This window comes from Polynucleobacter victoriensis, assembly GCF_900187875.1.
GTDB lineage: Bacteria > Pseudomonadota > Gammaproteobacteria > Burkholderiales > Burkholderiaceae > Polynucleobacter > Polynucleobacter victoriensis.
On record NZ_FYEX01000001.1, the window covers coordinates 525,464 to 537,443 of the forward strand.

General features: G+C 45.7%; 14 protein-coding genes. 7 read left to right on the forward strand and 7 right to left on the reverse strand.

Annotated features, from left to right (window positions below):
- Positions 1-8 precede the first annotated feature (8 nt).
- The 4 genes from CFR83_RS02720 to CFR83_RS02735 form a co-directional block, all read right to left on the reverse strand.
- Positions 9-1,040, reverse strand: coding sequence for an efflux RND transporter periplasmic adaptor subunit (locus tag CFR83_RS02720; protein ID WP_088812443.1), 1,032 nt, complete (start codon positions 1,038-1,040; stop codon positions 9-11).
- The gene (locus CFR83_RS02725) at positions 1,037-1,612 is read right to left on the reverse strand and encodes a hypothetical protein (protein WP_088812444.1); all 576 of its coding nucleotides are present in this window, start codon (positions 1,610-1,612) and stop codon (positions 1,037-1,039) included. The genes CFR83_RS02720 and CFR83_RS02725 overlap by 4 nt, the downstream gene beginning before the upstream one ends.
- Positions 1,613-1,620: 8 nt before the next feature.
- Positions 1,621-2,904 (reverse strand): TolC family protein, encoded by a 1,284-nt coding sequence (locus CFR83_RS02730; protein ID WP_088812445.1) that lies wholly within the window; start codon positions 2,902-2,904, stop codon positions 1,621-1,623.
- Between the two features lie 71 nt (positions 2,905-2,975).
- On the reverse strand, positions 2,976-3,311 hold the full coding sequence (locus CFR83_RS02735) for a DUF2946 family protein (protein WP_088812446.1): 336 nt from the start codon (positions 3,309-3,311) through the stop codon (positions 2,976-2,978).
- A 141-nt stretch (positions 3,312-3,452) separates the two neighbouring features.
- On the opposite strand from CFR83_RS02735, the gene CFR83_RS02740 reads away from it, so the two are divergent.
- A complete protein-coding gene (locus CFR83_RS02740; RefSeq protein WP_088812447.1) occupies positions 3,453-3,659 on the forward strand; it encodes a hypothetical protein in 207 nt (68 codons plus the stop codon).
- A 73-nt stretch (positions 3,660-3,732) separates the two neighbouring features.
- A complete protein-coding gene (locus CFR83_RS02745; protein WP_243383323.1) occupies positions 3,733-4,125 on the forward strand; it encodes a hypothetical protein in 393 nt (130 codons plus the stop codon).
- 188 nt (positions 4,126-4,313) lie between these two features.
- On the opposite strand, the gene CFR83_RS02750 is transcribed toward CFR83_RS02745, so the two are convergent.
- Complete coding sequence (locus tag CFR83_RS02750) at positions 4,314-6,476, reverse strand: heavy metal translocating P-type ATPase (RefSeq protein ID WP_243383324.1); 2,163 nt, start codon at positions 6,474-6,476, stop codon at positions 4,314-4,316.
- A 167-nt stretch (positions 6,477-6,643) separates the two neighbouring features.
- Here CFR83_RS02750 and cadR point away from each other — a divergent pair, with 167 nt between their 5' ends.
- The 5 genes from cadR (at position 6,644) to CFR83_RS02770 (ending at position 10,279) form a co-directional block, all read left to right on the forward strand.
- Positions 6,644-7,093 (forward strand): Cd(II)/Pb(II)-responsive transcriptional regulator, encoded by a 450-nt coding sequence (gene cadR, locus CFR83_RS02755; RefSeq protein WP_088812448.1) that lies wholly within the window; start codon positions 6,644-6,646, stop codon positions 7,091-7,093.
- Positions 7,094-7,144: 51 nt separating this feature from the next.
- The gene (locus CFR83_RS08370; RefSeq protein WP_165765041.1) at positions 7,145-7,297 is read left to right on the forward strand and encodes a hypothetical protein; all 153 of its coding nucleotides are present in this window, start codon (positions 7,145-7,147) and stop codon (positions 7,295-7,297) included.
- Between the two features lie 3 nt (positions 7,298-7,300).
- On the forward strand, positions 7,301-7,615 hold the full coding sequence (locus CFR83_RS02760) for a hypothetical protein (protein ID WP_088812449.1): 315 nt from the start codon (positions 7,301-7,303) through the stop codon (positions 7,613-7,615).
- A gap of 472 nt (positions 7,616-8,087) precedes the next feature.
- Positions 8,088-9,767, forward strand: coding sequence for a tetratricopeptide repeat protein (locus tag CFR83_RS02765; protein WP_088812450.1), 1,680 nt, complete (start codon positions 8,088-8,090; stop codon positions 9,765-9,767).
- Positions 9,768-9,850: 83 nt separating this feature from the next.
- Entirely contained in the window at positions 9,851-10,279 is a 429-nt protein-coding gene (locus tag CFR83_RS02770; RefSeq protein WP_088812451.1) for a universal stress protein, read from the forward strand.
- A gap of 87 nt (positions 10,280-10,366) precedes the next feature.
- Here CFR83_RS02770 and plsY read toward each other — a convergent pair whose 3' ends face one another.
- Positions 10,367-10,966: a glycerol-3-phosphate 1-O-acyltransferase PlsY gene (plsY, locus tag CFR83_RS02775; protein ID WP_423808375.1), complete on the reverse strand. Its 600-nt coding sequence runs from the start codon at positions 10,964-10,966 to the stop codon at positions 10,367-10,369.
- Between the two features lie 14 nt (positions 10,967-10,980).
- Positions 10,981-11,958 carry a site-specific tyrosine recombinase XerD gene (xerD, locus tag CFR83_RS02780; RefSeq protein ID WP_088812453.1) on the reverse strand — a complete coding sequence of 326 codons (978 nt, stop codon included), beginning with the start codon at positions 11,956-11,958 and terminating at the stop codon, positions 10,981-10,983.
- Positions 11,959-11,980 lie beyond the last annotated feature (22 nt).

Below are 11,980 nucleotides of genomic sequence, written 5' to 3' on the forward strand. Positions count from 1 at the left end.
ATCAGCCCCTATCGAATCTGATTAATTAATGAGGCTGAGTTTGTAACTACCCGATCCTTATCAGTCAATCCGGAAGTCACAATGACATACTTACCATCAAGCGGTTCGTATAAAACAACTCTCGGCTCGAACTCTTCTGGGGATCCCTTTACCCAAACTGTATTTTGATTTGCGGCATTTTTTACGATTGCTGAGAGTGGAATTTTGAGACCCTTAGTTTGCGTCGAGGTGCTTACGAAAACACGCAATGGTTGACCTACTGGTATACCAATTAATTCTTCGCTCTTACCAGAAAAGGTAATCGGTAGAGCTTGCTCTCTCAATGATTGCCCACCACCAAGATAGTTAAGTTGGATAGTTTTGCCGTCATAGGCAATATAGCCACCAGCAATGTCTTTTAATATTTTTCCGTCATACGCTAATGCCTCAACCAATAGACGATTAGGGTTAACTACCTCAAAAATGAGCTGTCTTGGCTCTACCACCTGACCAGAGACAACACCCATTGTTGAAATCACTCCAGCTACTGGAGCTCTGAGCTCCTCATTTGCCACTGCCGCTTGAGCTTCTTCTAGAGTTTTTCGCGGAATAGTGTCAGCCAATTCGCGATATCGCTTCAAACGACTTTCCGCCAATGAGCGACTGCCTGATGGTCCAGCCTCTGGCGTTACATAGGCAAGCACTTCCCCTTGCTTTACCTTTTGCCCAGGAAGGGGGAACCCATTGGGTCCAGGTGTAATTCTACCCGCCACAATTGCTTGAACTTTGCCACCATAATTTGGATCCATAATGACTTTGCCAGCCAAATCAAGGGTTTTGGGGAATTCCCCTGGCATAACTTGTTCCGTTTCCACCTTCAGTTGGCGCTGTGCTGGTTTGGGAATAAAAAGATTGCCACTAGCCTGTCTTTTGGGGATATCCAAACTAGAAATCTGAGTTGTATCACCTGGGCCGTGATCAGAGCCGGCCCTCGCAACACTGATCGATAACATTAAAGTGGTTGCGAGCACACATTGCGAGGAAAATTTAGAGAGATTCATTTGCGCTCCTTGATTCGAACTAGGGTTTCCTTGTATTTAGAAAGTATTAAATGACGGTATTTGAAGGCAAGGTACCCAAGAGAAGCCAAAAGAAGAATGGAGATAAGCAACTTCAAAGTAAGCTGCCAATTCCAAATTCCTCGATCAATATGCTCACCATTAAAAGTGGTTGCCACAATATCTACGGCATCACCCTCTTTGATAGTCAAAGTCACTGCAATTGAATTGCTGTTAGAACTTTTTGTTAGATAACCTTCGTACGTACCATTATTAGTAGAGCTCAATTTAATAACTTGACCACCAAAATTCATCTCAATATCAGCATTGAGCACGGGCCTGCCAGTTAAAAATTGATCTACATACACCTCGACTAGCTTTTCTTTTACTATGCCAACAACTTCATATTGCTCAGAATCGGCGTAAAACCGCGGGAAAAAAGCTCCACTCTGAACGATATCTGTGGTTGAGCCATGGTCGTGGCCTGGTCCTGCATACACAAGTCCAGAAACCATCATCCCGACAAATACAATCAAAGCCCTACTCATTAAGTGACGTTTCAAATAGTTCAACATATAAACCCTTATTCAGGCAACAAGCCAAGCGCTTGTCTTAAATTAGAAACAGCAACCGCATAATTGATTTTTGCGTCAGCTACTTGACGATTGGCATCTGTAGCTTCGAGCTCAACCCTCAGGCGGGTTGGCAAATCGGTTTCTCCAAAACGAAATGACTTGTCAAAAAAGATGCGTGTTTCATTTGCTAGTAAAGCCCTTTTTTCAGATGCGCTCAATTTAATTTGTGCGGTTTTGACTAGCAAAGCCTTTGATTCCACATTTGCCAGCGCTTTCTCACGCTCGAAGATAAGTTGCGACTCTGCCTCAACCATCTCGGCAGTACTAATAGCTAGCTTATTCTCGTAACGAGCATCAGAACCAAAAGGAATACGAATCCCAATGGTGATTGATTGCTGGAATGGCACTCCATAGACCTCACGGCCTCTCGTAGTAAGAATTTGCAGCTCAGGTGTAGTTCGAGTCTGAGATTTCGCTAAGGCTACAGCTTTTCTAGCTACATCAAGCTGATCCAGTAACGCAACAACTACTGGAAGACTAACGTCCAGGCTAGTCAAGCTATCCGGGATCTTGGGAATTGGCTCCATGAACTTTGAGCTCGAGACACTTTCGAGTGCCTTGATTTTTTCACCGCCAAATAATGCCCGCATTCTTTGTTCGGCATTAATCAAATTTGCCTGCGCTTCGGCTAGACTGGCTTCAGAGTTTGCTAGAGCACCATTTGTTTGATGAAGATCCGCGCGAGATAAGTCTCCAACCTTAAATCGCTTTTCAACATCAAGGCTTAGAGCTTTTGCATTTTCAAAGCGACTATTAGCCAGATCAAACTCAATTTTTGTTCGGCGGTACGACCAGTAAGCATCTCTAACATCTGCTGCCACCCTGAGTTGAGACAGATAGTACTGAGACAATAGCTTTTTATATTCAGCATCAGCCAAGCCTATGGAGTTTGAGCGTTCATTCCACAACCAAAGTGGAAATCCCAAGCCAGCAATTGTCTCGCTTGCCCCTTGATTACTGTTGGCTTTGTCAGATTTTTGAGCCACCTCTATCGATGCAGGGCTAGCCAAGTAGCTACTAGCTACCTTTTGCTTCGCAATAGCTGCGTCAACTCGATATTGGTAAGACTTGGACTCGGGCTGACGATCCCATGCAGCTTCATAGAGCGCCTTTAGCCCTATTTTGGCGGGTATAGCTTCCCCCGCAAATGCGTACGGTTGGCATATCAACCACAACAGACAAAAAACTAAACCGAAATATAGACGAAGTTCGCCCAATTTTTCTCGCAACATAAAAACTCCAATTGATTAATCAAATTAGAGTTAGCGAGAAATGCAACTAGAGGGACTACTTCCTCGCTAACTTAAGCGAGATGGGTCCAATTGGGCTTGTCAGGTTGGGGGAGTATGGGGCTTGACAGCGACTGTTTGCCCACAAGAGCAAACGTAAAATCTTGCTGCACAACAACAAAATCTGATGAATTAGGAAAGAAAGGGTTATGGGCTAAATGACATACGCCACAGTCAGCATCTGTGCTTTTTCCTGAATCAGACTTCTCAGGAGCTTTTTGATGCTCGTGCTGATGGTGCCCTGGATGAGTGCTGGAAACTTGCTCATGTTCGCAATAGCTAGCAACGGCAGCAAACGAAGTTTGCAACCCTACCAATACTAAGATGATTGAAATGAACAGATTTCTCATTAAACTATTTTGACATATTTTGGGGGGATTTTGCACAAAACCCAGAAATCGAGCTATTTGAAAGCCTCTTCCATCAAGATTGTCAAAATAGCTTAAAACGTTCGATCCGCAGATCTTCAAGAGGACCAAGTGGTGGTGTCGATGCGCAGGATTGCCGATGTCTGGAAGCAGTTGTTCCCGGCAGAGCAACAACGCATTGCGCAGTTGCTCATCGAACGCGTGGACTTCAGGGACGGTAGCCTGGACATCCACTGGCGTGAAGATGGTTGGATCTGGCTTGACCCAAGCATCGTGGCGCACCCCTATGTGGAAGAAGCCAAAGAGTATGCAGAGGAGGTGATGGCATGACGAGCGAGGCATATCAAGGCAATCCAAGGTTGTGCAATGTGCGCATTGAAGTGGGGGGGCGGCGCGGCAAATCATGGATGGCACGCAACGTGTGACGATGGTCCCGCTGACGATCCGTCGCAAACAAAACCGCAAGCTCTTGACCCCACCGTCGGGCTCCAGTGCGAACGTCATGTCAGGCGGCATGGACATTCCGATGATCAAAACGCTGGGCAAGGCGTTTTATTGGCAGCGCTTGCTTGATGAGGGCAAGTACGCCACGGCGAAAGATCTGGCTCGTTCATTCAAGCTAGAGCCCGGTTCGGTTGCGGAGGTCCTGCGCATGACGCATCTGGCACCCGACATCATTGAAGCCATCCTGGATGGTTCCCAGCCACGGCATCTGAATCTGCAGACGATCCGTGGGCGTCATGAGCCCCTGCCACGCGATTGGGAAGATCAGAAAAAGATGCTTGCCTTTGTGTGATTTGGTTCAGCTTGATTTGACTGCAGGCCAAAAGCAGTCATCGGCGTGAACGCACCGGAGGTCCGGTCTAGGCTGAAACCGACACCAGAAAGCCACCCCGTGCACTGGCTTGTGATCTGAGTCACCAGGCCACGCCCACGCGGTGCTGCTGAGTGTCAATCAACAGAATGGCCAGGTCCTGGTAGTTCTCACTTGGCTGCCTTGAGTAGGCGCAGTCCATTGAACACCACCAGCAAGCTTGCCCCCATGTCTGCAAAGACGGCCATCCACATGGAGGCATCGTCAAACACAGCCAGGAGCAGAAAAATCAGCTTGATGCCCAAGGCAAGGCTGATGTTTTGCCAAAGGATGGCATGGGTCTTCTGGGATAGTCGAATGGTTTCTGACAAACGACGCAGATCGTCGTTCATGACCACGACATCTGCTGCCTCCATGGCCGTGTGAGTACCCGCAGCGCCCATCGCAAAGCCAATGTTCGCCTTTGCAAGTGCCGGGGCATCATTGATTCCATCGCCCGTCATGGCTGTCACACCGTATCGTCCTTCGAACTCCTCAATGGCCTTGAGCTTGTCCTCTGGCAGCAGGTTGCCTCTGACCTCTGAAATGCCTGCCTCGTGCCCGACCGTACGCGCCGTTGCATCGTTATCACCAGTCAGCATGATAGGAACGACCCCTAACGCCTTCATCTCCGCGATTGCCTCTATCGATGATGGCTTGATCGTGTCCGCCACTGCAAAGAGGGCTATGACCCGGTCGCGATTGGCCAAAATGGTCACGGTTCTGCCGACTTTTTCATGGACAGCGAGGCGTGCCTCCAATTGCAAAGAACATTGGCCACGCTCCTCGATCCAGCGGTGATTCGCCAAGATGTAGGGGTGCCCATCGATGGCCCCCTGAACGCCACGGCCCGCAACCGCTTCAAACGCTTTAACCTCGCGTGGTTGAAGCGCCAGGCCTTGAGCAATCGCCTTCGAGACGGGGTGATCCGAGCGCGCAGCCAAGCTTTTTGCGAGCAGCTCTATACGTTGTTCAGGCTCATCAGTCGCGATGGTCTCGAATGCAACCAATTTGGGCTTGCCTTCGGTGATGGTGCCGGTTTTGTCCAAGGCGACGGCTTTGATCTTTCGAGCTTCCTCAAGGTAGACGCCACCCTTGATCAAAATGCCCCGTCGTGCAGCTGCTGCCAGACCACTCACTACCGAGACAGGAGTGGATATGACCAAGGCGCAAGGGCAGGCAATCACGAGCAAGACCAATGCTTTGTAGACCGCTTGCAGCCATGTAAGTCCTGCCAACCAAGGCATCAGCAGGGCAACAAGTAGCGCGAGAGCAAAAACGGCTGGCGTGTAAATGGCGGCGAACTGGTCTACGAAACGCTGCGTCGGTGCGCGAGTGGCCTGAGCCTCTTCGACGGCTTTGATGATCCGACTGAGCGTGCTGTCTGAGGCGGGCGATATGACCCGAATCTCCATGGCAGACGCCTGGTTGATGGTTCCTGCATAGACCTCGTCACCCGGTTCCTTGTCTACTGGCAAGCTTTCTCCTGTCAAGGGTGACTGGTCCACCGCGCTCTGGCCCACCAACACGGTTCCATCCAGAGGAATACGCTCACCCGGAGCAATTCGCACTACTGAGTTCAAGGCAACGGACTTGACGCTCATGCGAATCCAACTGCCGTCCTCCTGACGTACTTCGGCTTGTTCGGGTGACAAGGCGAGAAGACTTTTGATGGCGCCTCGCGCACGATCGACCGCGCGCGCTTCGATGGCTTCTGCAATGGCATAGAGCGCCATCACCATGGCAGCCTCAGGCCACTGGCCGATCAAAAAGGCACCTGTGACGGCTACTGCCATGAGGGCGTTGATGTTCAATCGTCCCTGCCGCAGCGCAGCCAGACCCTTTCCGTAGACTCCGAAGCCTGAAAGGAAGATGGCCCCCAATGCGATGCCCATGCCTAGGGCTTTGATCCAAGTCGTCGCAGGGAATGCGTACGCGATCGACTCGGCTGCCAACGCCAAGCCGAGCGCGGTCAGAAGTTTTCCCCAAGCCTGCCAAAAGGTCGGAGCTTCTGAGTACGCTCCCAAAGTTGTGTGGACCTTTTCTTCGATTGGCTCAGGCTTAAAGCCTGCCATTCGAATCGCCTTCAGTGCATCGGGTATGGCGGTGCTGCTCCCAGAAATGGTCAGTACCCGTGCCCCCAGATCGAATCGCAGCGCATCAATTCCCGGGATCCCATCGACCGCTCGCCGGATCTCGGACTCCTCTGAGGCGCAGTCCATGTTGGAAATTCGGAACTTTTTTTGTGGCTGGTCTGAGTGTTTAGCCTGCATGTCTTGCTCAGATTGCGCCATGGACGCGCAAGCTGATACAGAGCAGCAGTTCTCAGTCTGTGGTGGCTGTGACTTTGTGCATTCGCAACATGAATTCATGATTTCTTCCCCTTTGGATGTATTAGAAACCCTGTAGCCACTTCAATGTCAAGAAGCTAAAATGGCTCTGATTGCCGATGGAGGATTCAATGAGGATTGGCGAACTCGCTAAGGCCACCGACACTCAGGTGGAGACCATTCGCTACTACGAGCGTGAAGCTTTATTGCCGCAGCCAGGACGGACTGAGGGCAACTACCGTGTCTATGGACCTGAACATGTTGAACGACTTTCGTTCATCAGGTACTGCCGTGGCCTCGACATGGCTTTGGACGAGATCCGGGCGCTGTTGCGCATGAAAGATGACCCCCCGCACGACTGCTCCGACATCAATGCCCTGATTGATGAGCACATCAAACATGTGACTGTTCGAATCAAAGAGTTGAAAGTCTTGCAGAGGCTGCTTGTCGAATTGCGATCTGGTTGTGCTGGAAGTGGCTCCGTCAGTGAATGTGGTGTTCTCTCCGGAATTGCTCAGGCCTCCAAAGAGGCTGGACCGGTGGCCAAGCGGGGTGCCCGACATCTGCATGGGGCGCACTGATTTGCTATGAGCCTTGCTCCCCAGTGACGGCTTCGGACGAACTACGGCCAAGTGCTTTGGACTTACATCGTCAGCCTAGGTGGCGATGGCACACATCCCAGTCTTGAAGACTTTAAAGAAGAAGCTCTGACCCTTGCAGGCATTGATGGTCGTGGCGCCCTTGAGGATTTAGACGCCCATGTTCATATAGAGGTCTTGAAATAAATTATGGCCAATAGTGCGCTACATGCGATTGCAATTGAAGAGGTCAGACATTCTGATCCAGACTTTCATAATGAATACTGCAAGCTAGTAGAAGGCATTACCAATAGAATTCGTGAAATAGCTCAAAGCCATCCCAATGAACTAGATTACACCAGCTTTACCGAATCTTTTGATAGAGCAAATCATGAGCCTTTCTTACAAGTAGTGATTGGCACCCATAAAAATGAACAATATCTTCATATCTATATTCACAAAGATAAGCATTTTGTAATTGGAAAGTCTGGCAGCGGGAAGCTACCCAATAGTAAGCGCTACTAATAATTTGATGTTTCGAATAACAGTGGTCATAACTGCTTTTTACCACCAAGCACCAGCAATAGAAATAAAATTGCCCAACAAGTGGGCTATTGAGATTCTTGGTAGCCCGGGTCGGAATCAAATTAGCTCTATCGAGGGTTGAAAGTTTGAAATCCGACCCTCAGATTCGAACTTTCCACCAAAAAGCAATCGCACAGTCAATCGCACAGTGACTTTTTAACTTCACAACTAATTGATTTATATGAGGTTTTTAAGAGCCACGACTTCTTTTAATCCGTTGGTCGCGAGTTCGAGTCTCGCCCGACCCACCAAATCAAGGCTTTTGAGCCTTCGAATACAAAAACCACTAAAGTGAGAACTTTAGTGGTTTTTTCTTCATATACCCCATCAAGTCTACGGAGCAAAAAGCTGGGCTGGCTAAATTTTCTGTCTGAAATTATCAACATCTTGTAATGAATTAGAATCATCCATCATGAATGATTCAGAAAAAAAACAATCCCTAGCTTTAGCAGAACATTACTTTCGAAGTAATAACTATCAATTTGCCGAACATATCCTCAATACCATTATTAAGATTGATCCAAATAACTCAAAAGCAAACGAATTACTAGCTTACATCTACGGAAACAAGGGGGATTCCAATACTTCCTATCAATTACTAGAAAAATCGTGCTCCAAAGAGGACTGCTCCCCTGAGGCACTTTATTATTTGGGTTCAGCCCAGTTAAAACTCAATCTATACGAAAAGGCAGTCGGGTCTTTCAAACAATCTATTGAAAAAGCTGGTGTTTTTTTTGAAGCACTTCATGATTTAGCAACCACATACGGTCACTTAGGACAAACTCAAGAAGCACTCTCTTGCTACCTAGATTGTCTAAAACTTAATCAAAATTCTTACGAACTCTATTTCAATATCGCAAAATGTTTAGATGACCTAAAACGCCATCTTGAAGCACTCAATTACTACGATCGTGCTCTTCAACTTCAACCTACATTCACTCTAGCCTGGTACAACAAAGCTTTGACTCTATATGATTTAAAGCGTTTCGAGGAAGCACTATTTCATTACGACAAAGCAATTCAACTACAACCCACTTTTGCAGAAGCATGGTCCAATAAAGGTGAAGCACTAAAAAATCTGAAGCGCTTCGATGAGGCACTATCTCACTACGATCAAGCCATTCAAATAAAACCTGATTTATTTGACTCATATTGGAATAAATCATTAGCTTTACTCACAATAGGCAATTTTAGAGATGGATGGGACTTATATAGTTACAGATGGAAAAGAAATAATGCCGACAAATATCATCACAATAATATTAAAGAACTTGAATCTCTAGATAACCTAACCAATAAAAACATTCTTGTTTGGCACGAACAAGGCTATGGTGACACCATTCAATTCTCTAGATACATTTCCAAACTCATTGACTTGGGAGCAAATGTAACTTTTGAAGTACAGAAGTCACTTCAAAAATTAATGCAAGCAAACTTATCCTGTAACGTTATACACAAAACATCTGAAGAAAATATATATGATTTTCAAATCCCTCTTCTGTCACTCCCAAAATTATTTGGCACCAGACTTGAAACAATTCCCGCAATAAAACCGGTTATTACTGTGGCTACCGAAGATATTAAAAAATGGATTGATAAATTAAACTTATCAAAATCTAAGGTTAATATTGGGCTAGCAATATCTGGCAATACCAATCAACAGACTAATGCAGAAAGATCAATCCCATTAGAAAAAATTCAACCCCTGTGTAAACATGGCAATATTTTCTTAATACAAAATTATCTTCTGAGTGATGATCAAAAATATCTAGAAGAACACCCCGAGATTAACTATCTAGGAAATTATTTAAGTGATTTCACTGATACCGCTGAAATAGTTGGTTGCATGGACATCATAATTAGCACTTGTACGTCTTTAGTTCATTTGGCCGGATCGATGAACAAAAAGACATTTTTAATGTCAAGATGGGCTCCCGACTGGCGATGGCTTTTAGATAGAGATGATTCACCGTGGTATCCATCCGTAAAAATTTTTAGACAACAATCAATTGGGAACTGGGACTCAGTAATAAATCAAATTGAAGTCGATTTCATAAAAAATCAATTGCAAGCTTCAGAGCCAAAAAATTAACCTGAAAATTTAATAGAGATTTTTTGATGAATTTAGCTTAATATCAGATTACAGATCAATAAAAATTATTTAAAGGAGATTTGATGAAGGTTCTAGTATCGATCGACGGATCAAAACACAGTGCAAAAGCCATTGATTACTTAATCGCTCACTCCGCCATGTTTGAAGGCAAAGGTTCAGGTTTAGTTGTTCTTCATGTTGAACCAGATGTTATTCCACCAGAAGTGACGCAATATATTCCTAAGAAATCAATCGCGGATTGGTATGCTGATCAGGGTAAGGCAGCAATTAAATCAGCCACTGCAAAATTAGATAAAGCAAAAATTCAGTACAAATTAGTACAAAAAGTTGGTCATGTGGCCGATACGATTTTGGCTGAAGCAAAAACAGCTAAAGCCGACATGATTGTGATGGGCTCTCATGGTCGCAGTTCACTCATGAACTTGATCATGGGTTCGATTGCCACTCAAGTGCTATCTCAAGCAAAACAGCCCGTATTAATCGTTAAATAGTTTTCGCTGATATTTTTTACTCGCTCACAAAAAACGCTGCCTGTTAATTGGGCAGCGTTTTTTGTGAGCTTTTTATTTTCTGGCTTCTTATTTTTTAGAACCAATCCTGCCTTCTTCACCTCTTAACAATTTTTGTATATTGGCTTTGTGGCGCCAGATTAATAAGGCGCTCATCACAGCAATCGCAATGGCCATTGGTTGTACACCAAATAGAAAAATGAAATAGATCGGTGCAAATACCGCAGATACCAAAGCTGCTAGTGATGAATAGCGCAAGAAAACAGCCACAATCAACCACGTCGATAAAGTAGTAAGGCCTAATACCCAATCAATTGCTAACAAAATACCCAAGGCTGTTGCAACGCCTTTGCCACCCTTAAAGCCATGAAAAACTGGAAATAAATGTCCAATAAAAGCAGCAGCAGCAACAGTAGGTAAGCCCCAAGAATCAATCTCCACACCAATTAAAACTCTCGCTATAACAACAGCCACATAACCTTTAGCTGCATCACCCAGCAAGGTCAGAATGGCAGCTAATTTATTACCAGTTCGTAATACATTGGTAGCTCCTGGATTACCGGAACCATAGCTATGCGGATCAGGTAATCGCATTACCTTACTAACCACTACAGCAAAGGAGACTGAGCCAATCAAGTAGGCTCCCAAAATTACTAATGCATTAAAAATCGACAAGTTCATGTTTACGCTCTAGGGTGATGCTGTTGATGAATATTCTTTAAACGCTCACGTGCAACATGAGTGTATATCTGTGTAGTGGATATGTCTGCATGACCTAATAATAATTGCACCACCCTTAAATCAGCACCATGATTTAACAAATGTGTTGCAAAGGCATGTCTTAGAGTGTGGGGTGAAAGTGGCACATCAATGCCTGCTAATGTGGCGTAGCGTTTAATGATGTGCCAAAACGCTTGCCTAGTCATACCCTGGCCGGTGTGTCTTGCCAAGAATAAATCTTGGGTAGCTTTGTGTTGTGCTTTTGTATCTAGCAACTGAGGTCTAGCCACTTCTAAATATTTTTTCAACCAAGTGGCGGCCTCCGCTCCAAATGGCACCAAACGTTCTTTGCCACCTTTACCACTAATAACGCGCACAACCCCCTCATTAAGACCCACCTCAATAGTCTTTAGATCAACCATCTCCGATACACGCAAACCACTGGCATACATCAATTCAAGCATGGTTCTGTCTCTGATACCTAACGGTGTATCTGTATCTGGTGCACCTAGCAATGCCTCTACCTGAGACTCACTCAAAGTCTTAGGAAATCTTGGGGCTTGTTTAGCTGCTCTTAGATTTAGACAGGGATCAGCTTTAACTAAGTTTTTACGAATACCTAAACGATAAAAACGCTTTAATACTGTTAAACGCCTGTTGGCTGTGGTTGCTTTATCAGCTCTGCGATGGGCGATATACCCCATCACATCTGCTGAATTTGCTTCATAAATCGTTTTAGATGTTTCATCATCTAACCAGCGTGCAAATAAGAGTAAGTCTCGACGATAAGCACTCAGACTGTTCTTAGATAAACCATCCTCTAACCAACAAGTGTCGCAAAACAAATCAATCGCCTCCATGCTGACAACAAGCTTCTTACTAACAGGCTTAGAATCCTGATAGTCATCATGCGTGCGAGAAGTTGATTTTTTAACTACCATTGAGGTTTCATTCTAAAAGAGA

Excerpts from the sequence above, each read along its gene's own strand:
- CFR83_RS02750 (WP_243383324.1), bottom strand. The coding sequence starts at position 6,476 with ATGGCGCAATCTGAGCAAGACATGCAGGCTAAACACTCAGACCAGCCA.
- CFR83_RS02730 (WP_088812445.1), bottom strand. The coding sequence starts at position 2,904 with ATGTTGCGAGAAAAATTGGGCGAACTTCGTCTATATTTCGGTTTAGTT.
- cadR (WP_088812448.1), top strand. The coding sequence starts at position 6,644 with ATGAGGATTGGCGAACTCGCTAAGGCCACCGACACTCAGGTGGAGACC.
- CFR83_RS02740 (WP_088812447.1), top strand. The coding sequence starts at position 3,453 with ATGCGCAGGATTGCCGATGTCTGGAAGCAGTTGTTCCCGGCAGAGCAA.
- CFR83_RS02765 (WP_088812450.1), top strand. The coding sequence starts at position 8,088 with ATGAATGATTCAGAAAAAAAACAATCCCTAGCTTTAGCAGAACATTAC.
- CFR83_RS02760 (WP_088812449.1), top strand. The coding sequence starts at position 7,301 with ATGGCCAATAGTGCGCTACATGCGATTGCAATTGAAGAGGTCAGACAT.
- CFR83_RS02745 (WP_243383323.1), top strand. The coding sequence starts at position 3,733 with ATGGATGGCACGCAACGTGTGACGATGGTCCCGCTGACGATCCGTCGC.
- CFR83_RS02720 (WP_088812443.1), bottom strand. The coding sequence starts at position 1,040 with ATGAATCTCTCTAAATTTTCCTCGCAATGTGTGCTCGCAACCACTTTA.
- xerD (WP_088812453.1), bottom strand. The coding sequence starts at position 11,958 with ATGGTAGTTAAAAAATCAACTTCTCGCACGCATGATGACTATCAGGAT.
- CFR83_RS02725 (WP_088812444.1), bottom strand. The coding sequence starts at position 1,612 with ATGTTGAACTATTTGAAACGTCACTTAATGAGTAGGGCTTTGATTGTA.
- CFR83_RS02735 (WP_088812446.1), bottom strand. The coding sequence starts at position 3,311 with ATGAGAAATCTGTTCATTTCAATCATCTTAGTATTGGTAGGGTTGCAA.
- CFR83_RS02770 (WP_088812451.1), top strand. The coding sequence starts at position 9,851 with ATGAAGGTTCTAGTATCGATCGACGGATCAAAACACAGTGCAAAAGCC.